This is a genomic window from Pseudomonas sp. LAP_36, assembly GCF_019456785.1.
GTDB classification, from domain to species: Bacteria; Pseudomonadota; Gammaproteobacteria; order Pseudomonadales; family Pseudomonadaceae; genus Aquipseudomonas; species Aquipseudomonas tritici.
The window spans coordinates 1-24,868 of sequence record NZ_JAHZMS010000004.1; the positions used below are offsets into that span (position 1 = coordinate 1).

Genomic DNA, 24,868 nt, shown 5'->3' on the forward strand with positions numbered 1-24,868 from the left:
GGCAGCGCCGGCACCGTCGAGGCGGTCCATGTTGGCTTCGGTGGCGTGGCCGGCGTTGGCGCCTTTGGTGGCTACCTCGCCTTCTTCTTCTTTGTCGAATTCGTCCCAGCTCAGCATGACGTGTCGTCTCCTGCGTGAGGGCTCAAAGGTGCCCGTGTGAAACCGGATGGTTGGGTGTTCACACGGCCCAGAGGCCGCGGTGGATCTTAAGGAATCGTTTGTTGCAGCAGCTAGCGCAGGCATTAAACGGAATAGGGTTACGGGTACTCTGCGTGAGGCTTGAGGTGCGGAGCGGTGCGTGCTTGCTCCTGCGGAGGCCTCAGTCTGGCTCTTCGTCCCTGTGTAAAGGGATATTGCAGGCCCGATTTACTCGCGCATTGTAGGGGAAAAAAATGGGTTTGTGTTGGGACGGATGGTCACGGAGACCGGCCAGAATGGCGTGTTTTTCGGCCAGAGTGCGGTTTTATAAGGCTTTGCTGGGGCTCGAAATTTTTGACGGACGGCGGGAGGTTTTTTGGGCGGGGGAGTGGGGTAAGGCTTTGCAGCGTGGTTGTGGCTATAACCGCTATCGCAGGCAAGCCAGCTGCCACATTTGATTTGCGGGATTCGAGGTGGGTCCTTGGCCGCAAGAACGATTTCTTGCGGCGACCAAGATCCGGGGTTAAACCTGACGTAATAAGTTATTACCCGTTAGAACAACCATTACCCATCACGTGATAGTTAAGAATATGACGCTGACCTTGCGAATCTTCATATTCCATCTTCACCGGTACAACTTCGCAAACTTCCGGGATGTTGCTCATCGATAATACTTTGGCGACGTCCAGATGGGTGCTGTAAGTGTAGTCCTCAACAATCGGCGCGCTCTGGCCGGCCAGTTCAGTCGGGGCCTCGTCGGCCAGGGCGGCGGTGGCGCACAAGCTGCTCAAGGCCATAACTAATAAAGCTTTCATTTCTTTACTTACCTTCTTCAGGGCGAAAGGGGTCACGGGGCCCTTGTGAGGCCACGTGTGTAACTTAGGGTTGGTGAGTTCGGATTAACGTTGCCTTCGTGGGGGCTGTTACGTTGTCAATCGCAGTGCCTGTGTTGGCGGAAGTGATTCTAGGCGTGTGGGTTATATTCATATACCCGCACTTTTGATAAACACTTTTGGCGGTTTTTGTAACAATCCTGTGGTAAAGCTTTTTTCACAATGCTGCGAACCGCCGCAGCCCGCGGGCTAGGGGCGTGAACGGGGATGTCAGGGTAATTTGTAGGGGCTTGTTACTACCATCGTCGAATGGTTCTATAGGCCAGCCCCGGCTACAACAGGGCCATACAACAACAACTATGTCACCGAGGTAAGAAAGATGAGTGCGGCTTCCCTGTACCCCGTTCGCCCCGAAGTAGCAGCCAACACGCTGACTGACGAGGCAACCTACAAGGCCATGTACCAGCAGTCGGTGGTCAACCCCGATGGCTTCTGGCGCGAGCAAGCCAAGCGTCTTGACTGGATCAAGCCTTTCACCACGGTGAAGCAGACCTCTTTCGACGATCACCATGTCGACATCAAGTGGTTTGCCGATGGCACCTTGAACGTTTCCTACAACTGCCTGGACCGTCACCTCGCTGAGCGTGGCGACCAGGCGGCGATCATCTGGGAGGGCGATGACCCTGCCGAGAGCCGCACCATCACCTACCGCGAGCTGCATGAACAAGTCTGCAAGTTCGCCAACGCCCTGCGCGGCCAGGATGTGCACCGCGGCGATGTAGTGACGATCTATATGCCGATGATCCCCGAAGCTGTGGTCGCCATGCTGGCGTGTACCCGTATCGGTGCGATTCACTCGGTGGTGTTTGGCGGTTTTTCGCCGGAGGCTCTGGCCGGTCGCATCATTGACTGTAAGTCGAAGGTGGTGATCACCGCCGATGAAGGCATTCGCGCCGGTAAGAAAATTCCGCTGAAGGCCAACGTCGACGACGCCCTGACCAACCCGGAAACCAGCAGCATCCAGAAAGTCATCGTGTGCAAGCGCACCAATGGCCAGATCAAGTGGAACCAGCATCGCGACATCTGGTACGAAGACCTGATGAAAGTGGCCGGCACTGTGTGCGCACCCAAAGAGATGGGCGCCGAAGAAGCCCTGTTCATCCTTTATACCTCCGGTTCAACCGGCAAGCCTAAAGGCGTGCAGCACACCACCGGCGGCTACCTGCTTTACGCGGCCCTGACCCATGAACGTGTGTTCGACTACCGCCCAGGCGAAATCTACTGGTGCACCGCCGACGTCGGCTGGGTCACTGGCCACACCTACATTGTCTACGGCCCGCTGGCCAATGGCGCGACCACCTTGCTGTTCGAAGGCGTGCCGAACTACCCGGACATCACCCGGGTGGCGAAGATCGTCGACAAGCACAAGGTCAACATCCTCTACACCGCACCGACCGCGATCCGCGCAATGATGGCTTCGGGCACCGCTGCCTGTGAAGGCGCCGATGGCAGCAGCCTGCGTTTGTTGGGTTCGGTGGGCGAGCCGATCAACCCGGAAGCCTGGGATTGGTACTACAAGAACGTCGGCCAATCCCGTTGCCCGATTGTCGACACTTGGTGGCAGACCGAAACCGGCGGCAACATGATGAGCCCACTGCCGGGCGCTCACGCGCTCAAGCCGGGTTCGGCGGCACGGCCGTTCTTTGGTGTGGTGCCGGCGTTGGTGGATAACCTGGGCAACCTGATCGAAGGCGCCGCCGAAGGTAACCTGGTGATCCTCGATTCGTGGCCAGGCCAGGCGCGTACGCTGTTTGGCGACCATGACCGCTTCGTCGACACCTACTTCAAGACGTTCCGTGGCATGTACTTCACCGGTGACGGTGCGCGGCGTGACGAGGACGGTTACTACTGGATCACCGGGCGTGTGGACGACGTGTTGAACGTGTCCGGCCACCGCATGGGCACCGCCGAGATTGAAAGCGCGATGGTTGCGCACCCGAAAGTTGCCGAAGCGGCCGTTGTCGGTGTGCCGCACGACATCAAAGGGCAGGGCATCTATGTGTATGTCACGCTCAAAAATGGCGAAGAGCCGAACGAAGCGCTGCGCCTGGAGCTGAAAAACTGGGTGCGCAAAGAGATCGGGCCGATTGCTTCGCCGGACGTGATCCAGTGGGCGCCGGGCTTGCCGAAGACGCGCTCGGGGAAAATCATGCGGCGGATTCTGCGCAAGATTGCCACGGCTGAGTATGACGGGTTGGGGGATATCTCCACCCTGGCGGATCCGGGCGTGGTGGCGCATTTGATTGAGACGCACAAGACCATGAACGTCGCGTAAGCGCGGGATAGTCAGATAAAGCCCCATTCGGTGTAAGTCGGGTGGGGCTTTTTTGTGGGAATTGAGTCGATGCAAATCCCCAGTGGGAGCGGGCTTGCTCGCGAAAGCGGTGGATCAGTTGGCTCATATGTAGCTGACTCACCGCATTCGCGAGCAAGCCCACATTTGGGTTGTATTCCATCGCGGGCCTCGGTGGTGTTCTGACGGGCCGGGTTACTTCCAAACCAATAAATATCGGTTTCTCACGTAGGAGGTTTCTGAATGTTACCGTCGAACGCAAATGTGTAACCCCGCGCCCAAACATGAGGCAAAGTGCTACGCCCCCGCCCGCAAAAACCGCATTCCAGACACCCCAGCAAATAAGATTAAACGCCACACTTGCCGTGCCAGAAGGGTTTGCGAATAATAGGCCCGCAATTTGCAGCGTCTACAGGTTTAATGTCTTTTGTCTCTGCATAAAATCCAGAGGCTGTCAATAAGTTGGAACGGCTTTCTCGGTGCTTCTGTAAATTGTTGTCGCATTGAGGAAATATCGGCTTCCAGCCTGTCGTTAGAATGCCGATCACTCGCTCGTCGTCGCAGGTTTAACTGGCGTAGGACGCAGCACCGCAATTCGGTTTCCTTTAAGTCGCATCGTGGGCCATGGCTCATACTGCTGTTTTTGCCCTATACCGATGGAGTCCCAAGATGAAGAAACTCGTGCTGTTGGGCGCCCTGGCGCTGTCCGTGCTGTCCATGCAGGCTTTCGCTGAAGGCAAGCCGCTGAAAATTGGTATCGAAGCGGCTTACCCTCCGTTCGCCTCTAAAGCTCCCGATGGCAGCATCGTCGGCTTTGACTACGACATCGGCAACGCCCTGTGCGAAGAGATGAAGGTCAAGTGCACCTGGGTCGAGCAAGAATTCGACGGCCTGATCCCTGCGCTGAAAGTGCGCAAGATCGACGCGATCCTGTCGTCCATGTCCATCACTGAAGACCGCAAGAAGTCCGTGGACTTCACCAACCGCTACTACCTGACCCCAGCGCGCCTGGTGTTGAAGGAAGGCACTGCGGTCAGCGACAGTCTGGATGAACTGAAAGGCAAGAAAATCGGCGTGCAGCGCGGTTCGATCCATGACCGTTTTGCCAAGGAAGTCCTGGCCCCTAAAGGCGCCACGGTTGTGCCTTACAGCTCGCAGAACGAAATTTACCTGGACGTGGAAGCCGGTCGCCTCGACGGCACCGTGGCTGACGCTACCCTGCTGCAGGAAGGTTTCCTCGATACCCCAGCCGGCAAAGGCTACGCGTTCACCGGCCCGGCCTTCACCGACGCCAAATACTTCGGCGACGGCATCGGCATCGCGGTACGTAAAGGCGACAAGGAAAACCTGGACCGCATCAACGCTGCTATCGCGGCGATCCGTGCCAATGGCAAGTACAAAGAAATCGAGAAAAAGTACTTCAACTTCGACATTTACGGCCCTGAAGCCAAGTAAACCGTCGTAGCTGTCTGTCCTGAATGGCGCAAGCAACAGAGTTCCTGAGGTTTGCGCCATTTTTTCATCCCCCTTTTCGAGGACCTGAATCATGTTGAAAGGCTACGGGGCCGTCATCCTCGATGGCGCATGGTTGACGCTTCAGCTCGCCTTGTCGTCCATGGCCTTGGCCATTGTTCTGGGTCTGATCGGGGTCGCATTACGCCTGTCGCCGGTGCGCTGGTTGGCTTGGCTGGGTGACTTGTACTCCACGGTGATCCGCGGGATCCCCGACCTGGTGCTGATCCTGCTGATTTTCTACGGCGGTCAGGACTTGCTTAACCGCGTCGCGCCGATGCTTGGCTATGACGACTATATCGACTTGAACCCCCTGGCCGCCGGTATCGGCACTCTGGGTTTCATCTTTGGCGCCTACCTCTCGGAAACGTTTCGTGGCGCCTTCATGGCCATTCCCAAGGGCCAGGCCGAAGCCGGCCTTGCGTATGGCATGAGCAGTTTTCAGGTGTTTTTCCGGGTGATGGTGCCGCAGATGATTCGGCTGGCTATCCCTGGGTTTACCAACAACTGGCTGGTACTCACCAAGGCCACCGCGCTGATTTCGGTGGTGGGCCTGCAAGACATGATGTTCAAGGCCAAGCAGGCGGCAGATGCCACCCGCGAGCCTTTTACCTTCTTCCTCGCAGTGGCGGCGATGTACCTGGTGATCACCAGCGTGTCGTTGCTGGCCCTGCGTTATCTTGAGAAGCGCTACTCGGTAGGCGTAAGGGCGGCTGATCTATGATCTTCGACTACAACGTCATCTGGGAGGCCATGCCGCTGTACCTTGGCGGCCTGCTGACCACCCTGAAACTGCTCGCCATCTCGCTGTTCTTCGGCCTGCTCGCCGCCTTGCCCCTGGGCCTGATGCGTGTGTCCAAGCAGCCGATCATCAACGGTGCGGCCTGGCTCTACACCTATGTGATCCGTGGCACGCCGATGCTGGTGCAGCTGTTCTTGATCTACTACGGCCTGGCCCAGTTCGAGGCGGTGCGCGAGAGTTTCATGTGGCCGCTGCTGTCCAGCGCCACGTTCTGTGCGTGCCTGGCGTTTGCGATCAACACCAGCGCCTACACCGCCGAGATCATTGCCGGTAGCCTCAAGGCCACGCCCAACGGCGAGATCGAAGCGGCCAAGGCCATGGGCATGTCGCGCTACAAGCTGTATCGCCGCATCCTGCTGCCGTCGGCCCTGCGCCGCGCGCTGCCGCAGTACAGCAACGAAGTGATCATGATGTTGCAGACCACCAGCCTGGCCTCCATCGTCACCCTGATCGACATCACCGGTGCCGCGCGCACGGTGAACGCGCAGTTCTACCTGCCGTTCGAAGCCTATATCACCGCTGGTGTGTTCTACCTGTGCCTCACCTTTATCCTGGTGCGCCTGTTCAAGTTGGCCGAGCGCCGCTGGCTCAGCTACCTGGCTCCACGGAAGCACTGATATGGAACGTATCGATCACCTGTTGCCCTGGGGCCACCTGGGGTGCGAGCGCCAGCTGAGCGTGTTCCGCTTTGGCAAGGGCGAGCGCAAGGCGTATATCCAGGCCAGCCTGCACGCCGATGAATTACCCGGCATGCGCGCCGCGTGGGAGCTGAAAAAGCGCCTGGCCGAGTTGGAACAGCAAGGTGCGCTCAATGGCGTGATCGAGCTGGTGCCGGTGGCCAACCCGATGGGCTTGGGTCAGTTGCTGCAAGGCAGCCACCAGGGCCGTTTCGAAGTGGGCAGCGGCAAGAACTTCAACCGCGATTTCGTCGAGTTGAGCGAGCCGGTCACTGAGTTGCTCAAGGGCAAGTTGGGCGATGATCCTCACGCCAATGTGCGCTTGATCCGCCAGGCCATGAGTGATGTGCTCAGCGCGTTGCCAGAGCCGAGCAGCCAGCTGCAAGGCATGCAACGCATCCTGCTGAGCCACGCTTGCACCGCCGATGTGGTGCTCGACCTGCATTGCGACGCCGAAGCCGCATTGCACATGTATGCGCTGCCGCAGCACTGGCCGCAGTGGCGCTCGCTGTCGGCGCATTTGGGGGTGAAGGTCGGCCTGCTGGCGGAAGATTCCGGCGGCAGTTCGTTTGATGAAGCCTGCTCGCTGCCGTGGCTGCGCTTGTCCCAGGCGTTCCCCGAAGCACAGGTCCCGCTGGCCTGCCTGGCGACGACCCTGGAACTGGGCGGCCAGGCCGACACGGGTCGTGACGAGGCGATCTTCCACGCCGAAGGCATTCTCGCGTTTCTCGCCGAGCAGGGCTTGATTAAGGGGGAATGGCCCGCGCCACAGTTCGAACCCTGCGAAGGCATGCCTTTTGAAGGCACCGAGCTGCTGTTCGCACCCCACGCCGGGGTGATCAGCTACCTGCGTAAAGCCGGTGAGTGGATCGAAAAAGGCGAGCCGATTTTTGAAGTGATTGACCCCCTGGACGACCGCGTGAGCACCGTTTGCGCGGGCACCTCGGGGGTGTTGTTTGCCGTTGAACGGCTACGTTATGCCCAAGCGGGTTTCTGGCTGGCCAAGGTGGCGGGGCGCGAAGCGCTGCGTCACGGGCGCTTGCTCAACGACTGACCACCTGTTTTTGTGAGAACCGACCGCATGTACAAACTTGAAGTCCAAGACCTGCATAAACGCTATGGCAGTCATGAAGTGCTCAAAGGCGTGTCCCTGGCCGCCGCGGCCGGTGATGTAATCAGCATCATTGGTTCCAGTGGTTCGGGCAAAAGTACCTTTTTGCGCTGCATCAACCTGCTCGAGCAGCCTCACGCCGGCAAGATTCTGCTCAACAATGAAGAGCTGAAACTGGTGGCCAACAAAGACGGCGCCATGAAGGCCGCCGACCCCAAGCAGTTGCAACGCATGCGTTCGCGCCTGTCCATGGTGTTCCAGCATTTCAACCTGTGGTCGCACATGACCGCGCTGGAAAACGTCATGGAAGCGCCGGTGCACGTGCTCGGCATGTCGAAAAAAGAAGCCCGTGAAAAGGCCGAGCACTACCTGGCCAAAGTTGGGGTGGGCCATCGTAAGGATGCGTTCCCCGGCCATATGTCGGGCGGTGAGCAGCAGCGCGTGGCAATCGCACGTGCCTTGGCGATGGAGCCGGAGGTGATGCTGTTCGATGAACCCACCTCGGCGCTCGACCCGGAACTGGTCGGCGAAGTGCTCAAGGTGATGCAGGACCTGGCCCAGGAAGGCCGCACCATGGTGGTGGTGACCCACGAAATGGGCTTTGCCCGTGAAGTGTCGAACCAACTGGTGTTCTTGCACAAAGGTATCGTTGAAGAGCGTGGCAACCCGAGGGAAGTGCTGGTGAACCCGCAGTCCGAGCGTTTGCAGCAGTTCTTGTCGGGTAGCTTGAAATAATCAGGACTGCTTTTATGCACTGAAATAGTGCATGCTCAACAGTCTTGAGGTTGACGCCGATCCCCTGTGGGAGCTGGCTTGCCTGCGATAGCGGTGTATCAGAAACAGATATGCCAGCTGACCCAGCGCTATCGCAGGCAAGCCAGCTCCCACATTTGATCTCCCTATGTTTTGAGATTTGTGTTGGTTTACGGGCTAGCATTAGCCCTTGTCTTCATTACCGTTCTTCGTTTCGGATAGCCCTCCATGACCGCCCATAAAATTGGTTTCCTGATTTGGCCCAGCACAAAAGCCCTGACGCTTGCGCTGGCTGAGGAGGCCTTGCGCGTTGCTCAGCGGGTGCATCCGGACGTGGTCTACGAGCTGTCGTTTTTGCTCGCGGAACCGGCGGCCGAAGGCGCATGGCAACTGCCGGGCGAGCCGTGGGCCGGTAAGATCGAGGGCTTCCAGAAGCTGTTCCTGCTGGCGGACGAACCGCCGACCGTCATCGCCTCGCAACTGAGCACCGCGCTCAAGCAGCTGGTTCGCGCCGGTTGCGTGATTGGCGGCTTGTCGGCGGGTGTGTACCCGCTGGCCCAGCTCGGCCTGCTCGACGGCTACCGCGCCGCCGTGCACTGGCGCTGGCAGGACGATTTCGCCGAGCGTTTCCCCAAGGTCATCGCCACCAGCCATCTGTTCGACTGGGACCGCGACCGCCTCACCGCCTGCGGTGGCATGTCTGTGCTCGATCTGCTGCTGGCAGTACTCGCTCGTGATCACGGCGCCGAACTGGCCGGTGCAGTCTCCGAAGAGCTGGTGGTGGAGCGCATTCGCGAAGGCGGCGAGCGCCAGCGCATTCCACTGCAAAACCGCCTGGGTTCCAGCCATCCGAAGCTGACCCAGGCGGTTTTGTTGATGGAGGCGAATATCGAGGAACCGCTGACCACCGATGAAATCGCCCAGCACGTCTGTGTATCGCGACGACAACTCGAACGCATCTTCAAGCAATACCTCAATCGCGTCCCCAGCCAGTACTACCTGGAACTGCGCCTGAACAAGGCGCGCCAGATGCTCATGCAAACCAGCAAGTCGATCATTCAGATCGGCCTGTCGTGCGGCTTCTCCTCGGGGCCGCATTTCTCCAGCGCCTACCGCAACTTCTTCGGCGCCACGCCGCGTGAAGACCGCAACCAGCGCCGCAGCAGCAGCCCGTTCGAGCTGTCGTCGGTGCCATCCGAGCGCGGTTGAGCATTTTTTATTCCTCCCCCTCTTCTTCGGAGCCGGTGTCGGCCAGCGTCGCCTCGGGCTGTCGAGCTTCGGGTACGTCAAAGTCCACGGCCGTACGCCGGTAGTAGTGGCGCAGCTTGTCTATCGTCCCGGTAGAGAAACGGTTGCCGCCGAGATTGAAGCCGTCAGCCCTGTCAGCGTCCAGTTCAAACAGGTCGTCAGGAAGCTCGGTCATTCGGTTGTTTCTCAGGCTCACCACATCGAGGCGGGGCAGGTTGAACATCCCGTGAGGGGGCTCGGTGAGGCCGGCGCTTTCAATCATCAGGGTTTCCAGTCCGGACATTTTGCTGATGTCGGGGGAAATGCCCAGGTCTGTGTTGTGACTCAGGTCCAGGTATTCAAGGGTGTGCAGGTCGCTCAAGTCTGCGGCGCTTTTTTGCGTCAAACGGACCGTGCTTTGAGTCAGGTTGAGCCGCTTGAGCTTCGGCAGCTTGAATACGCCGGCGGGAATGTCTGGCAGTGCATACCGATGGATAAACAGGCTCTCTAGGTTGGGAAAACGCTCGATAAATCCCGCGGGGATCGATGTGGTGTCCTCCCCCCTCAGTTCCAGCCTTGAAATATGTTCGAAATCGACCCTCAGCACCGGCAGATCGCCGAGCAGCGGCACGGCTAATGTCATGTTGTGGGAGGTGGTGGGTGGCTCATGCTCTGCATTCAGGCTGGTCTCCCTGCGCCAGCCTTCCTCAATCAATGCCTTGAGTTGGCCTCGCAGGACTTGTTGTCGCGCCTGCGCGTCTTCGTCCATTGGCGCCCCCTCGTGCGGGTCGGGTACGTTTGCCGCCCATTCTCCCAAGTCCGCTTGCAGGCGCTCGTAGTCGACTTTCAGGCGTTCCAGGATTGCCATGGAGTCATCCAACCCACCGGGCAGCTTGAAAATAAAGTTATTGGCTTCAGTGGCGGTGTAGCTGGGGTAGAGCTCGAGGACCCGCTGGCGCTCGGCAGGATGGGCGTCTGCGCCAAAGTGTTCGCCGGTTCTCTGGCAATAGCGTTTGATGCGCTCCAGCGTGGCGCGAGACAGCGGGTTGCCTGACAGATCAAAGACTCTGGCGGTTGCGCGGGGCACGCTGAAGGCGGCCTCGGGTAGCCGCCTCAAATAGTTGTTACTGAGGTCGGCACGCGTCAACCGAGGGCGGTTGAGCAGGCCTTCGGGGAATTGGGAGATATTGGTCTGGCTCAGATTCAGTGTCTGCAAGTCGGCCAGGGCTCTGAGGTCGGGTGTGAGCGACAGTTGGTTGTTGTCAGACAGGTCCAGATGGCGAAGCCCGGTCCGCGTGGCAAGGTCTGCACGATTTTGAAGGGACAGGTGGAGGTTGCAGTTGCGTAACGTCAGGCTGTCGAGGTGGGGCAGCCCAATGACCTCTGGGGGGATTGTGTTGAGGGCAATATCGCGGATAGCCAGCGTTCGCAGGTTGGGGAAGTGCGTGAGGAACGCGGGTGCGTCCCGGGTGGTGCGGTAGCCCCTCAGACTCAGGGTGGAGATGAACTTGAAGCGTGTATTGAGTGTGGGGAGTTCGCCGTACAGCGGCGGCAGGTGCAACTGGTGGCCCTCGCTGAAGGCTGGATCCGGTGGGGTTTCATGACGCCAGGCGCGGATCAGTTCGCGCGTCCATCTCCAGCGATTGAGTTGCTCATCGGCGATCGTCGAGGGGGGGAGCGGTATGTCGGTACCCTGAAGGGTTTGCGGCGTGTTGGAGTTCCAGGTCGAAAGCCTGTTTTCTAACTGTAAAAATTCGTTCTTCAAGTATTGAAGCGTTTGCAGGGGGGAGCCGGGCCGGTACCTCATGAAGTTCAATGCGTTGGTCACTTGTGCTGGGCTCAGGCTCGGGTACAGCTCATGTAATAACTGAGTCTCCAGAGGGGTGCTCGGGGTTGCCGGGCTGCTGCCGTAGCCTTCCATGCCGCCGGGCAGGCGCATCAGGGCCGGGTCGTAAGATGGTTTACGCACGGGGGCTTCGGCCAGCAGAGTGCCCAGCGCTTCACGCGCCAGCGTGTGTTGACGCAAGGTTTGCCTCAGCAGCGGGCCCTGGCCGATATGAATGCCCAGTGCGTTGCGCTGCGCGTCCGGCAGTGCCTGGAGAACGGCGGTGTAGAAGTCGGTTGCGCCAAACAGGGTGCCCTTGCCGTCTTCGGGAATGTAATCGCCCTCGACAGTGCACACGAGCGTGCGGTGTATCGGTGCCTGGGGGCTGCCGATAGCATCGCGTACCTTGCCGGTACGGCTGAAGTCGGTGACTACCAGGCGCACCTGCGGCGACCATCCCGGCAGGTTTTCCAGCGAATGCAAGGCAAGACGGTGTGTGTCATTGCTTTCCAGGGCGTCCATGTACAGCCCTTCATGGGCCCGACTGATGCGCACTTCATGGGCAGCCCAGCGTGCGCGCTCTATCACCGATGCGGGCACTTTGCCTTGGTCGATGCCCGATAGCTCTTCCCCGGTCGCACCGCGTAATACTTCTTCGGCAGCGCTCGTCGGCAGGCCGGAGGTGGTGTCGATGACTTTTTGCAGGCGTGCGGTATCGATGATTTCCTCTTTTCGATAGCGCGAGTCAAACAGGCTGGCACGTTTGTCCTGGGCTTGGCGTGCCAAGCGTTTGCGCAGCGTGGCAATACGCACGTTCATCGGGGTGGTGGGGCTGCCGAACGCCTCTTCAAGCAGGGTTTTGCGTTCTGACTCGTCCAAGGTTTCCAGCAGGGTTTGCAGCAGGTCGCCATTGTTCATCTGGGCTTCGTGTATTTGTGCAACAGCGGCATCTTTGCGGCCTTGGTGCTCCCAGACAGTTTCACCTTTTGCGTTGAGAAACCGCAGGGTCTTGGATTCAGGCCATAAGCCGGTCTGGCTGAGCAGCCACAGTTGGGTCTGTGGGTCGGCTTTTTGATAAACCTGAGGATCGTCACTGTTCATCTGGTCGATGAAGGCTTGTAGCTGCTCATCGATCTTGACGCGCTTGAGCGTGTCAATCAGCAGTGGGGGCGGCGACTGGTGGTCCAGGTGCATTTTGCGCAGGGCCGCATCATCGGTCCCGCTGATGCGGTGGGCCAGTTCAAGGCCTGCCTCACTGATCCCCTCGGCCGGCGGCCCGAGGCGGCGCAGCAGGGTGGTGCGATCCCAGGTCAGCGGGCGATCCCCTGGGGTTATCCAGGCACCCTTGCCATTGCCGATTATCCGCGGGCGGTAGGCGTGCGCATGGGTGGGGTGTGCAAGGAAAGCGTTGCCCGCGTGTTGCGTGACAGAAAAATGCTGCCCGTTGAGTGCCAGGACTCGTTTGCCTGCATGGGCATGCAGCCCCTGCGCGTCAGCGCGTGCCGCCGCACCCAGTTGAATCTCATGGGCATAGGGCTTCAGGTCGCGGTTCCACAGGCGGGTTTTGCCGCCGGCAGTGACCGGCGTGAGTGAGTCGAAAAAGTCCCACAGTTCCTTCGGTAGCGCCTGTCTCAGCAGGCCCTCGGCAATCGGTGCGCCGACCGCGAACATGCCCAGTTGAAGCATTTGTTCAAGGATGGACATCAGGTGCCCGAATGCCTGCTTCTTGAGCCCTTCTGCCCAATCGATGATGCCTTCGAAGACTTCATCAAGCAGTTGATAGGCGGTATAGCCGAGCATCAGCAACCCCAGCGGTGGAATGAAGGGCGCGGCAATGAACGCGGCGATTTCGAGAATGGCTTTACCGATTTTTTGCACAATGTCCCAGCGTTGCCAGCGTGCCTTGCTATCGGCGTCGGCGGTCGAGATGGCTGTCACCCGCGCATCATTGAGCAGCTTGTTGAGTTTGCTTTCGTACAGGTGTTGGTAAAGATCGCCGGTGATTTTCTCTGCGTAAAATTGCAGTCGGGGTTGGGCTATCGGCTCGTCGCGCCAGGTGGGTCGTGGATCACCGACGCTGTGCTCGTGCCAGACCACTTGCGATAAGCGGCTGTTGAGGCCGGCAAAGAAGTAGCCACGGTGCTCCTGGTTGACGAAACGGCTGAAAAACGCCTGGTAGTCGGTGTTGCGTAGCTTGTTGGCCAGATCCTGCATAAATGCTGCGCCGTTGACGTAGTACTTGAGCGGGGACTGTGGGTCGCCGGGGATGTAGGCCACGACCGGGGCTGCACTGCGGTGTAACTCCAGGTCGGGAGCGAACAGTACGATGCCGGTCAGCGGCGCGTTCATCAGGTTAAGGTCGTGGCTGAGCAGTGCCTTGCCGGCAAGCTCGGCGCCAAGGTTATTCAGACAGCGGCCAAGTGCATCAAAGACCGGGGGCGTCACATCCTTTTTGAGACGGGCCATTTGCAGGCTCGTTTGCGCATCGGCTTTCAGGCTCTGGATGACTTTGTTGCGTAGCCGGGTTTTGAGAACAGCGTCCTGGAACCCGAAAAAATGCTTGAGGTAGCGCTGATAGTGCGCGCCGATATCCAGCTGGCGGCACAACCCGATGAATTGCGCGATGCTGATCTGCTCGCGCAGCCCCGGCAGCGTGTCGAACTGCCCGGTGGTGGACGGTTCGGTAATGAAGGTTGACTCTGCGGTGTAAGCCGTTGTTTTGCCTTCGTCCGCGTCGAAGTTGTGCAGCGCGGCCTCCACCAGCGACACGGTCCAGGGTTTGGCGCCCGTCTCGAGGGGCGCCAAGGGTAAAGTCAAAGGCTTATACAGGCGCAGATAGGTGGTAGTGACATTGGACTCAACGTCAAACTGCTGCTTGAGTGCCTCTTGCAGTAACGGTGCCGCGAAGGCTTGGGGGGACTGGAGCGTTGCGAAGGCCGTATCGAGCCGGTTTTGCGCCTCCCAACTGGTCTGCACGGCTTTTTTCAGGGGGGCGTGTTGTGAGCGATTGGCTTCACCCTGCCAGGCGGCAAATTCCAGTGGGATGTTTTTCAAGGCTTGACGCCTGTCGCTCGAGGCATTTCCAAGCCATTTCGGCAGGCGCGCATGAACCCCGGCGGGCACTCGGCTCGCTGCTTCTACAAGGCGTTGGGTGATAGGGGTTAAAGTCAGCGTGGACATGCGGCGAATCCTTCGGTGAGTGAATTTACCGTCATCACATCAGCCTGACGGCCGCCGGGGCTGTAGATAGATGAAGCAAGCAGAGAAATCAGCGAGCCGTGCCTCTGCCTCTCCAGCAACACACCGTTTAAACTGCGCCATTGCGATGCTATTTGTCGCATTGGCGTAAACCCGCCAAAATCGCGGGTTGGCGCTATAAGAAGTTGTCGCTTGGCGGCAAGGCCCTACTGAAAACTGTCCTTACAATCCCTGCATCGCCCGCCAGTTCCAGGCAGGCGTTCCTCTTCAGGAGACTCCGATGTCCGTTGAGCAAGCCCCGGTGCAACGTGCCGATTTCGACCAGGTCATGGTTCCCAACTACGCACCTGCTGCCTTCATCCCCGTACGTGGCGAAGGTTCGCGCGTGTGGGACCAGGCCGGTCGCGAGCTGATCGACTTTGCCGGCGGCATCGCGGTCAACGTATTGGGCCACGCCCACCCGGCGCTGGTCGGGGCTCTGACCGAACAGGCCAACAAGCTGTGGCACGTCTCCAACGTCTTCACCAATGAGCCGGCCTTGCGCCTGGCGCATAAGCTGATCGACGCCACCTTTGCCGAGCGGGTGTTCTTCTGCAACTCCGGCGCCGAAGCCAACGAGGCCGCGTTCAAGCTGGCCCGTCGCGTCGCGTTCGACCGTTTCGGCACCGAGAAGTACGAGATCATCGCCGCGCTGAACAGCTTCCACGGCCGTACCCTGTTCACCGTTAACGTCGGTGGCCAGTCCAAGTATTCCGATGGTTTCGGCCCGAAAATCACCGGCATCACCCACGTGCCTTACAACGATCTGGACGCGCTGAAAGCGGCTGTTTCGGGCAAGACCTGCGCCGTGGTGCTGGAACCGATCCAGGGCGAAGGCGGCGTGTTGCCGGCCGAGCTGGCTTACCTGCAAGGCGCCCGTGAACTGTGTGACGCGAACAACGCGCTGCTGGTGTTCGACGAAGTGCAAACCGGCATGGGCCGCAGCGGCCACCTGTTTGCCTATCAGCATTACGGCGTGACGCCGGACATCCTCACCAGCGCCAAGAGCCTGGGCGGCGGTTTCCCGATTGCGGCGATGCTCACCACCGAAGCGCTGGCCAAGCACCTGGTCGTTGGCACCCACGGCACCACCTACGGCGGCAACCCGCTGGCGTGCGCGGTGGCCGAGGCGGTGATTGACGTGATCAACACCCCTGAAGTGCTGGCCGGTGTGAACGCCAAGCACGACCTGTTCAAGGCCCGCCTGGAGCAGATCGGCAAGCAATACGGCATCTTCACCGAAGTGCGCGGCATGGGCCTGCTGATTGGTTGCGTGCTGAGCGATGCGTTCAAAGGCAAGGCCAAGGACGTGTTCAACGCGGCCGAGAAAGAAAACCTGATGATCCTGCAAGCCGGCCCGGATGTGGTGCGTTTTGCGCCGAGTCTGGTGGTGGAAGAGGCGGACATCAACGAAGGTCTGGACCGTTTTGAACGTGCTGTAAAAGCACTGACGCAAGTTTGATCTACCGCTCGGCGCCTGGCGATCGGGCGTCGAGCAAAAATTCTATATGCCGGACCGAGTCAAATGTGGGAGCTGGCTTGCCTGCGATAGCATCACCTCGGTGCAACTGACAGACCGAGTTGCCTGCATCGCAGGCAAGCCAGCTCCCACATGGATCTGCTTGCATATCGAGATGTATGTGAACTCAGATCTCGTGTCCGGCATTTTTCCCTCTATGAAGTTTTCGAGTTAAGGAGTGACACCATGCTGGTGATGCGCCCCGCGCAAATGGCTGATCTGGGCGAGGTACAGCGTCTGGCTGCGGACAGCCCGATTGGTGTCACCTCCTTGCCGGATGATGTGGAACGCCTGAGCGACAAGATCGCTGCCAGCGAAGCGTCCTTCGCCGCCGAGGTCAGTTTCAACGGTGAAGAAAGCTATTTCTTCGTATTGGAGGACACCGAGACCGGCAAGCTGGCGGGCTGCTCGGCCATCGTCGCCTCGGCCGGTTACTCGGAGCCGTTCTACAGCTTCCGTAACGAGACCTTCGTGCACGCCTCCCGCGAGCTGAAGATCCACAATAAGATCCACGTGCTTTCCCAGTGCCATGACCTCACCGGCAACAGCCTGCTCACCAGTTTCTACGTGGTGCCGGAACTGGTCGGTTCGCCGTGGTCGGAACTCAACTCCCGTGGCCGCTTGCTGTTTGTCGCCAGCCACCCCGAGCGCTTTGCCGACTCGGTGGTGACCGAAATCGTCGGCTACAGCGACGAGAACGGTGATTCGCCGTTCTGGGACGCCATCGGCCGCAACTTCTTCGACCTCAACTACGCTGCCGCCGAGCGCCTGTGCGGGCTGAAAAGCCGTACATTCCTCGCCGAGCTGATGCCGCACTACCCGATCTACGTGCCGCTGCTGCCGGACGAAGCCCAAGAGGCGATGGGCCAGGTGCACCCGCGTGCGCAGATCACCTTCGACATCCTGATGCGTGAAGGCTTCGAGACCGACCACTACATCGACATCTTCGACGGTGGCCCGACGCTGCATGCGCGGGTCTCGGGCATTCGCTCCATCGCCCAGAGCCGCGTGGTGCCGGTAAAGATCGGCGAAATGGCCAAGGGTGTGGGCCGCCAGTACCTGGTGAGCAACGCGCAGTTGCAGGATTACCGTGCGGTGATGCTGGAACTGGACTATGCGCCCGGCAAACCGGTGACCCTGGACCTGGCAGCCGCCGAGGCCTTGGGCGTCGGCGAAGGCGCAAGCGTGCGCTTGGTAGCGGTTTAAAAGCAGAGTTTCGCGGGTGGCCTGAAGCAGGCGGCCCGTCTGAGGAGATAGCATGATCGTTCGTCCCGTACGCAGCAGCGATTTACCGGCCCTGATTGATCTGGCGCGCAGCACCGGCACCGGTCTCACCACCTTGCCGGCCAACGAAGAGCGCCTGACCCACCGGGTTGGCTGGGCGGAAAAAACCTTTCGCGGCGACGCCGGGCGCGGCGATGCCGACTACCTGTTCGTGCTGGAAAACGACGAAGGCCGCGTGGTGGGCATTTCCGCCATTGCCGGCGCTGTCGGCCTGCGTGAGCCTTGGTACAACTTCCGGGTCGGCCTGACGGTCAGCGCTTCCCAGGAGCTGAATATCTACCGCGAGATTCCGACGCTGTTCCTGGCCAACGACCTTACCGGTAATTCCGAGCTGTGCTCGTTGTTCCTGCACGCCGATTACCGCACCGGCCTCAACGGCCGCATGCTGGCCAAGGCGCGCTTGCTGTTTATCGCTGAATTCCCGCAACTGTTCGGTAACAAGATCATTGCCGAGATGCGCGGTGTGTCCAACGACGCCGGACGCTCGCCGTTCTGGGAAAGCCTGGGCCGCCATTTCTTCAAAATGGAGTTCAGCCAGGCCGATTACCTCACCGGCGTGGGCAACAAAGCGTTTATCGCCGAGCTGATGCCGAAGTTTCCGCTGTACAGCTGCTTCCTGTCGGAAGACGCACGCAACGTAATCGGCAAGGTCCACCCGGACACCGAACCTGCGCTGAGCATGCTCAAGAGTGAAGGTTTCAGCTACCAGGGCTATGTCGACATCTTCGATGCCGGCCCTGCGGTGGAATGCGAGACCAGTAAGATCCGCGCGGTCCGCGACAGCGAAGCGCTGGTGCTGGCGATCGGCACGCCCGGCGACGATGCCACCCCGTTCCTGATCCATAACCGTAAACGCGACGATTGCCGCATCACCGCCGCCCCCGCGCGGCTGGCGGCAGGCACCCTGGTGGTCGATCCGCTCACCGCCAAGCGCCTGCAGCTGATCGCCGGTGATCAAGTGCGTGCCGTACCGTTGTCCGCTGCCCGGGAGTCGAAATAATGAATTCGCTGTATATCGCAGGGAGCTGGCTGGCCGGCCAGGGTGAACTGTTCGAATCGCGCAACCCGGTGACCCAGCAAGTGCTGTGGGCCGGCAATGGCGCCACCATCGAGCAGGTCGAATCCGCCGTGCAGGCCGCGCGCCAGGCATTCCCTGCGTGGGCCAAGCGCCCGCTGGAAGAACGCATCAGCGTGCTGGAAGCCTTCGCCGCCACCCTGAAAAGCCGCGCCGATGAAATCGCCCGTTGCATCGGCGAAGAAACCGGCAAACCGCTGTGGGAATCGGCCACCGAAGTCACCAGCATGGCCAACAAGATCGCGATCTCGGTGCAAAGCTACCGCGAACGTACCGGCGAGAAGAGCGGCCCGTTGGGCGACGCCACCGCTGTATTGCGTCACAAACCTCACGGCGTGGTCGCGGTGTTCGGTCCGTACAACTTCCCTGGCCACTTGCCGAACGGGCATATCGTCCCGGCCTTGCTGGCGGGCAATACTGTGCTGTTCAAACCGAGCGAGTTGACCCCTAAAGTCGCCGAGCTGACCGTGCAGTGCTGGATCGACGCCGGGTTGCCGGCGGGTGTACTGAACCTGCTGCAAGGCGCGCGGGAGACCGGTATCGCGCTGGCGGCCAACCCAGGCATCGACGGGTTGTTCTTTACCGGCTCCAGCCGCACCGGCAATCACCTGCACCAGCAGTTCTCTGGGCGCCCGGACAAGATCCTGGCCCTGGAAATGGGCGGCAATAACCCGCTGGTGGTCGACGAAGTGGCCGATGTGGACGCGGCGGTCTACACCATCATTCAGTCGGCGTTTATCTCCGCCGGCCAGCGTTGCACCTGTGCCCGCCGTTTGCTGGTGCCAGAAGGCGCCTGGGGCGATGCGTTGCTGGCGCGCCTGGTGGCGGTCAGCGCGACGATTGAAGTGGGTGCGTTTGACCAGCAACCGGCGCCGTTCATGGGCTCGGTGATCTCCCTCGGCGCCGCCAAAGCCTTGATGGACGCCCAGGAGCTGATGCTGGCCAACGGCGCTGTGGCGTTGCTGGAAATGACTCAGCCTCAGGATCAGGCCGCCTTGCTGACCCCAGGCATCATCGATGTGACGGCCGTGACCGAGCGTGAAGACGAAGAACTGTTTGGCCCACTGTTGCAAGTGATCCGCTACGCTGATTTTGAAGCGGCGATTGTCGAGGCCAACAACACCCAGTACGGCCTGGCCGCGGGTTTGTTGTCGGATTCTGAGGCACGCTACCAGCAGTTCTGGCTGGAAAGCCGCGCGGGCATCGTCAACTGGAACAAACAGCTGACCGGCGCCGCCAGTACCGCGCCGTTCGGCGGGGTAGGGGCGTCGGGCAACCACCGCGCCAGTGCGTATTACGCGGCGGATTATTGTGCGTACCCGGTGGCGTCGCTGGAAACGCCTGACTTGGTTGTTCCAGCCACACTCACCCCCGGCATTACGCTGAGCTAAAGATGCCACCTATCGAGTGTGGGAGCGGGTTCACAGATAAAGACCTGTGGTGTGCTGAAGATTGCCTATAAAAACAGATGTTCGTGGAGCCTCGCCGATGAAATCCTATGAAGTCAATTTTGACGGTCTAGTGGGGCCGACCCATAACTACGGCGGTTTGTCCTTCGGCAACGTCGCGTCCCAGAGCAACAGCCAGCAGCATTCCAATCCCAAGGAAGCGGCGTTGCAGGGCCTGCAAAAAATGAAAGCCCTGATGGACATGGGCTTTGTGCAAGGCGTGCTTGCGCCGCAGGAGCGCCCGGACGTGGCCGCTTTGCGCAACCTTGGTTTCAACGGCACCGATGCTCAGGTGATTCAGCAGGCGGCCAAGCAGGCAATGCCTTTGCTGGTCGCGAGCTGCTCGGCGTCGAGCATGTGGGTAGCCAACGCCGCCACCGTCAGCCCGAGCGCTGATACGGCCGACGGCCGCGTGCATTTCACTGCTGCCAACCTCAATTGCAAATACCACCGCAGCATCGAACACCCGACCACCAGCCGTGTGCTGGGCGCGATGTTTGCCGATGAAAAGCACTTCGCTCACCACGCTGCGTTGCCGGCGGTGGCGCAGTTCGGCGACGAGGGTGCGGCCAACCATACGCGCTTCTGCCGTGAATACGGTGAGGCCGGCGTTGAGTTTTTCGTGTTCGGTCGCAGTGCGTTCGACCCCCGCTACCCGGCGCCACAGAAGTACCCGGCGCGTCAGACGCTTGAAGCGTCCCAGGCTGTCGCACGCCTGCACGGCTTGAAGGATGAGGGCGTGGTCTACGCCCAGCAGAACCCAGCGGTGATTGATGCCGGTGTATTCCACAACGATGTGATCGCGGTGGGCAACGGTGAAGTGTTGTTCTATCACGAGGACGCATTCCTCAATACCGAGCAGATGCTTGGCGAGCTGCAAGGCAAACTGGGCAAGTTGGGCGGCAACTTCCAGTCTGTTTGCGTGCCCCGCGCCCAGGTCAGCGTCGAGGACGCAGTGCGTTCCTACCTGTTCAACAGCCAGTTGCTGACCCGTGCCGACGGCTCAATGCTGCTGATCGTGCCGGAAGAGTGCCGCGCCAACGAACGCGTCTGGCACTATCTGCAAGGCCTCACGGCTTCCGGCGGGCTGATTCGCGAAGTGAACGTCTTCGACCTCAAGCAAAGCATGCAGAACGGCGGTGGTCCGGCGTGCCTGCGCTTGCGCGTAGCTTTGAACGAAACCGAACTGGCGGCGGTGAATCCAGGCGTTATCATGACTGCACCGTTGTACGAAACCCTGACCCAATGGGTCGACAAGCACTACCGCGACAGCCTGCGTGAAACCGACCTGGCTGACCCGCAATTGCTGCTGGAGTGCCGGACGGCATTGGATGAACTGACGCAAATCCTTAAACTGGGCTCGGTTTATCCTTTCCAGATCAATTAATGCCGCATGGCTGAGAGTTATTTTATGACCACCGACACCCTGAAACTGATCCTTGAAGACACCGACGGCACCCAGCTGGAAACCTCCTGCACCCGCGTCGCTGTGGTCTGGCAGGGCAAGGAAATCTGGATTCAGCACGACGGCCGTGGCCAACTGCTGATCGGCGTAGACGTGGAAGAAGGCGACGCCGAATACGCCAACCTGCTGATGCGCCCATTGGCCACCAACCTGATGAGCCTGCAACTGGAAATGGAACCGGCCGACGTTGAAGGTGATGACGACGATCACGTCCACGGCCCAGGCTGCAACCACTAAGGAAGCTGCGTATGCTCGCCCTCGGCAAACTGCTTGAACTGACCCTCGCCGGACGTGAACCGGCGCAAAAAATTCAACTGACCGTCGACGGCGTGCAAATGCGCTGGCTCAGCGAGGGCGCACTTGAAGTGCGCCCGCCGCAAGCCCAGGACAAAGGCGGGGACTTACTGCTGTCGTCCGGCATCCATGGCAACGAAACCGCGCCGATCGAACTGCTCGACCGCCTGTTGCATGGCATCGCCCGTGGGGAGATCAAACCCCGCAATCGTATTCTGTTCCTGTTCGGCAACCCCGAGGCCATGCGCCGCGGCGAGCGTTACCTCGAACTGGACGTCAACCGGCTGTTCAACGGCCGTCATGAAAAAAACATCGGCCCTGAAGCCATGCGTGCCGCCGAGCTTGAGCAATTGGCCCGCAGCTTCTTCAGCGTGCCTGACCGTTCGCGCCTGCATTACGACCTGCACACGGCCATTCGCGGCTCAAAGATCGAGCAGTTCGCCCTGTATCCGTGGAAGGAAGGTCGCCAGCACGCTCGTAGTGAGCTGGAACGGCTGCGTGCCGCTGGCATGGAAGCGGTGTTGTTGCAGAACAAAACCTCGATCACCTTCACCGCGTTTACCTACGAGCAGTTGGAAGCCGAGGCCTTCACGCTGGAACTGGGCAAGGCGCGACCGTTCGGGCAGAACCAGGGTGTGGACGTGTCGCGCCTGGAAACCCGCCTCAAGCAGATCATCGAAGGCACCGAGCCTGAGACCGATAGCCTCGACGGCCTGAAGCTGTTCGCCGTTGCGCGGGAAGTGATCAAGCACAGCGATGCCTTCCTGATGCACTTGCCGACGGATGTGGAAAACTTTTCGGAGCTGGAAAAGGGCTATCTGCTGGCCGAAGACGTGGCCAAGACCCGTTGGGTGATCGAGGAGGAGGGCGCGCGCATCATCTTTCCCAACCCCAAGGTGAAGAATGGCTTGCGGGCAGGGATATTGATTGTGCCGACGACGGACGCTGGTTTGGTCTGAATCTAAAGGTCCACCGCGATCAAATGTGGGAGCTGGCTTGCCTGCGATAGGCACAGGCATCTACACATTTTCAATGTGATAGTGCGTAGCAGCTGTCGAGCCCTGGCGAAGCTGCGTTTGCGGTCTGTCTGACACACCGCTGACGCAGCCTCGCCAGGGCTCGACAGCTGCTACGCAGAGGGCTCGCTCAAGATGTGTAGATACTTATGCTGCGATAGGATCAACTCGGTCCGTCAGTGACGCTGAGGCGATGCCATCGCAGGCAAGCCAGCTCCCACACAGGCCCAGCTCTGAGGCTGGGCCTGGCGGTGTTGTTTAGACCGCTACAGCACGCGGCTCGCTGCGACGGATCGCACGCACTTTATGCAGCGTATCGGCGCAGGTCCGCGCCGCTTCCTGGCCTTTGTGCACGAAGTGCTCGTAGAAAAAGGTGTGGTGCTCAGTGCCCGCATGGAAGTGATGCGGTGTCAGCGATACCGAGAACACCGGCACTTCAGTTTCCAGCTGCACCTGCATCAACCCGCTGACGACCGATTGGGCCACGAATTCGTGACGGTAGATGCCGCCATCCACCACCAGCGCAGCAGCGACGATACCGGCGTAGCGGCCGGTCTTGGCCAGCAGCTTGGCGTGCAGGGGCATTTCAAAGGCGCCGCCGACTTCAAAGAAATCAATATCCGATTCCTGGTAGCCCTGGGCGATCATTTCGGCGAGGAAGCCTTTGCGCGATTGGTCGACAATATCCTTGTGCCAGCAGGCCTGGATAAACGCGACGCGCTCGCCGTGATGGTTTTTGCTTTTGCTGTCGATCGCAGTGGGTTGCATGTTCTGACTCCTGTTTAAGAAAAAAACAGGGCGTTATGAATCGAATGGGATTTAAGGGTACGCAAGCACACTTCGTGCGCGGCCCTTAGGTGCCAATCCCGTTCTCTCTTCATCCGGACTATGACCGTCGGCCCCGGGATCACACCGGGTCTGCTGACCTTGTCGCCGTCCTGCGTGAGCAGTTCGAGGCGCCAAGCGCTCGCGGGCTATACACATTGCGTGTAATTACCGCCGGTGGGGAATTGCACCCCGCCCTGAGAACGTTGCCACCAGAACTCTGGCGGCGGAGAGTTTTTAACACGGTTTTTCGCAAACTGCACGATCGCTGTATCGATAAGCTATATCGGTTTGTTTGGTTGGTATTCGATTGAATGCAGCGGGGGCTTGATATTCCGTGGCTTTGCCCGCAGTAATCATTCACAAAAAGAACTTACTGAACCCCTGGAGGCTTGTTTCATGTCCGTGATTGACCTGCGCAGCGACACTGTGACCCAACCCACTCCCGGCATGCTCGACGCCATGGCTACTGCTGTCAGCGGCGATGACGTGTATGGCGAAGACCCCAGCGTCAATCGTCTGGAGGCCGAGTTGGCCAAGCGCCTGGGCTTTGCCGCTGCGCTGTTCGTGCCCACCGGCACCATGAGCAACCTGCTGGCGTTGATGGCTCACTGTGAGCGTGGCGAGGAATACATCGTCGGCCAGCAGGCCCACACCTACAAATACGAAGGTGGCGGCGCAGCGGTGTTGGGGTCGATCCAACCGCAACCGCTGGACGTGCAGGCAGATGGTTCCCTGGACCTCGATCAAGTGCTGGCGGCGATCAAGCCGGACGACTTCCATTTCGCCCGCACGCGCCTGCTGGCGCTGGAAAACACCATGCAAGGCAAGGTATTGCCGCTGGACTACCTAGCGAAGGCGCGGGCATTCACCCGTGAACAGGGCCTGGCCCTGCATTTGGACGGCGCACGGCTCTACAACGCAGCGGTCAAGCTGGGCGTGGAGGCGCGCGAGATTGCCAAGCACTTTGATTCGGTGTCGGTGTGCCTGTCCAAGGGCCTTGGCGCGCCGATTGGCTCGGTGTTGTGCGGTTCCACGGCGTTGATCGCCAAGGCCAGGCGCCTGCGCAAGATGGTCGGCGGCGGCATGCGCCAGGCCGGTTCCCTGGCGGCGGCGGGGCTGTATGCGCTGGACCACCAGGTGCAGCGCCTGGCCGACGACCACGCCAACGCCCAATGGCTGGGCGATGAGCTGCGCAAAGTGGGTTATGAAGTGGAGCCGGTACAGACCAACATGGTCTACGTGCAGATCGGTGATCGGGCCGAAGCCTTGAAGGTTTTTGCCGCCGAGCGCGGGATCAAGTTGAGCACTGCACCGCGCCTGCGCATGGTCACGCATATGGATGTCAGCCGGGCGCAGATCGAGCAAGTCGTGCAGGCATTCGTCGAGTTTTCGCGCAAATGAGCGTGCAGACCGTCTAATTGAACCTTTCAATCGTATAAACACGCTGTACCCCCGGCAAAGGGCCGATATA

General features: G+C 60.0%; 18 protein-coding genes and 1 riboswitch. Of the genes, 15 read left to right on the forward strand and 3 right to left on the reverse strand.

The window, feature by feature from the left end; translation table 11 throughout:
- Window positions 1–683: 683 nt before the first annotated feature.
- Window positions 684–953: a DUF2790 domain-containing protein gene (locus JBO08_RS14730; protein ID WP_065874012.1), complete on the reverse strand. Its 270-nt coding sequence runs from the start codon at window positions 951–953 to the stop codon at window positions 684–686.
- Between the two features lie 397 nt (window positions 954–1,350).
- On the opposite strand from JBO08_RS14730, the gene acs reads away from it, so the two are divergent.
- From acs to JBO08_RS14765, 7 genes are all read left to right on the forward strand, one after another.
- Entirely contained in the window at window positions 1,351–3,306 is a 1,956-nt protein-coding gene (gene acs / locus JBO08_RS14735) for an acetate--CoA ligase (RefSeq protein WP_065874011.1), read from the forward strand.
- Between the two features lie 687 nt (window positions 3,307–3,993).
- Window positions 3,994–4,779 (forward strand): ABC transporter substrate-binding protein, encoded by a 786-nt coding sequence (locus tag JBO08_RS14740; protein WP_065874010.1) that lies wholly within the window; start codon window positions 3,994–3,996, stop codon window positions 4,777–4,779.
- 91 nt (window positions 4,780–4,870) lie between these two features.
- The gene (locus JBO08_RS14745) at window positions 4,871–5,560 is read left to right on the forward strand and encodes an ABC transporter permease (RefSeq protein WP_032886746.1); all 690 of its coding nucleotides are present in this window, start codon (window positions 4,871–4,873) and stop codon (window positions 5,558–5,560) included.
- Entirely contained in the window at window positions 5,557–6,255 is a 699-nt protein-coding gene (locus tag JBO08_RS14750; protein WP_049711879.1) for an ABC transporter permease, read from the forward strand. The genes JBO08_RS14745 and JBO08_RS14750 overlap by 4 nt, the downstream gene beginning before the upstream one ends.
- Before the next feature lies 1 nt (window position 6,256).
- Window positions 6,257–7,369 (forward strand): succinylglutamate desuccinylase/aspartoacylase family protein, encoded by a 1,113-nt coding sequence (locus tag JBO08_RS14755; protein ID WP_065881349.1) that lies wholly within the window; start codon window positions 6,257–6,259, stop codon window positions 7,367–7,369.
- A 27-nt stretch (window positions 7,370–7,396) separates the two neighbouring features.
- The gene (locus JBO08_RS14760) at window positions 7,397–8,161 is read left to right on the forward strand and encodes an ABC transporter ATP-binding protein (RefSeq protein ID WP_005790637.1); all 765 of its coding nucleotides are present in this window, start codon (window positions 7,397–7,399) and stop codon (window positions 8,159–8,161) included.
- A gap of 246 nt (window positions 8,162–8,407) precedes the next feature.
- Window positions 8,408–9,388: a GlxA family transcriptional regulator gene (locus tag JBO08_RS14765; protein WP_065874008.1), complete on the forward strand. Its 981-nt coding sequence runs from the start codon at window positions 8,408–8,410 to the stop codon at window positions 9,386–9,388.
- 7 nt (window positions 9,389–9,395) lie between these two features.
- On the opposite strand, the gene JBO08_RS14770 is transcribed toward JBO08_RS14765, so the two are convergent.
- Window positions 9,396–14,285, reverse strand: a complete 4,890-nt coding sequence (locus JBO08_RS14770) for a leucine-rich repeat domain-containing protein (RefSeq protein WP_256548044.1) — start codon at window positions 14,283–14,285, stop codon at window positions 9,396–9,398.
- 424 nt (window positions 14,286–14,709) lie between these two features.
- On the opposite strand from JBO08_RS14770, the gene JBO08_RS14775 reads away from it, so the two are divergent.
- The 7 genes from JBO08_RS14775 to astE all read left to right on the forward strand — a co-directional run bounded on the left by JBO08_RS14775 (window position 14,710) and on the right by astE (window position 22,512).
- The gene (locus tag JBO08_RS14775) at window positions 14,710–15,930 is read left to right on the forward strand and encodes an aspartate aminotransferase family protein (RefSeq protein WP_065874006.1); all 1,221 of its coding nucleotides are present in this window, start codon (window positions 14,710–14,712) and stop codon (window positions 15,928–15,930) included.
- Between the two features lie 243 nt (window positions 15,931–16,173).
- A complete protein-coding gene (gene aruF / locus JBO08_RS14780; protein ID WP_027607766.1) occupies window positions 16,174–17,193 on the forward strand; it encodes an arginine/ornithine succinyltransferase subunit alpha in 1,020 nt (339 codons plus the stop codon).
- A 52-nt stretch (window positions 17,194–17,245) separates the two neighbouring features.
- Window positions 17,246–18,271, forward strand: coding sequence for an arginine N-succinyltransferase (astA, locus tag JBO08_RS14785; protein ID WP_065874005.1), 1,026 nt, complete (start codon window positions 17,246–17,248; stop codon window positions 18,269–18,271).
- Window positions 18,268–19,737 carry a succinylglutamate-semialdehyde dehydrogenase gene (astD, locus tag JBO08_RS14790; protein ID WP_175403033.1) on the forward strand — a complete coding sequence of 490 codons (1,470 nt, stop codon included), beginning with the start codon at window positions 18,268–18,270 and terminating at the stop codon, window positions 19,735–19,737. Before astA ends, astD begins: the two co-directional genes overlap by 4 nt.
- Before the next feature lie 97 nt (window positions 19,738–19,834).
- Complete coding sequence (gene astB, locus JBO08_RS14795) at window positions 19,835–21,181, forward strand: N-succinylarginine dihydrolase (protein ID WP_065881346.1); 1,347 nt, start codon at window positions 19,835–19,837, stop codon at window positions 21,179–21,181.
- A 24-nt stretch (window positions 21,182–21,205) separates the two neighbouring features.
- Window positions 21,206–21,496, forward strand: a complete 291-nt coding sequence (locus JBO08_RS14800) for a hypothetical protein (protein WP_003214319.1) — start codon at window positions 21,206–21,208, stop codon at window positions 21,494–21,496.
- Window positions 21,497–21,507: 11 nt separating this feature from the next.
- Window positions 21,508–22,512 (forward strand): succinylglutamate desuccinylase, encoded by a 1,005-nt coding sequence (gene astE, locus JBO08_RS14805; RefSeq protein WP_220074847.1) that lies wholly within the window; start codon window positions 21,508–21,510, stop codon window positions 22,510–22,512.
- A 315-nt stretch (window positions 22,513–22,827) separates the two neighbouring features.
- Here the strand turns inward: astE and JBO08_RS14810 are convergent, their stop codons facing one another.
- Window positions 22,828–23,337 (reverse strand): 6,7-dimethyl-8-ribityllumazine synthase, encoded by a 510-nt coding sequence (locus tag JBO08_RS14810; RefSeq protein ID WP_065874001.1) that lies wholly within the window; start codon window positions 23,335–23,337, stop codon window positions 22,828–22,830.
- Window positions 23,338–23,433: 96 nt separating this feature from the next.
- Window positions 23,434–23,603, reverse strand: a riboswitch (FMN riboswitch).
- Window positions 23,604–23,793: 190 nt separating this feature from the next.
- Between JBO08_RS14810 and ltaE the strand changes: the two genes are divergently transcribed.
- The gene (gene ltaE / locus JBO08_RS14815; RefSeq protein WP_220074846.1) at window positions 23,794–24,798 is read left to right on the forward strand and encodes a low-specificity L-threonine aldolase; all 1,005 of its coding nucleotides are present in this window, start codon (window positions 23,794–23,796) and stop codon (window positions 24,796–24,798) included.
- Window positions 24,799–24,868: the final 70 nt, after the last annotated feature.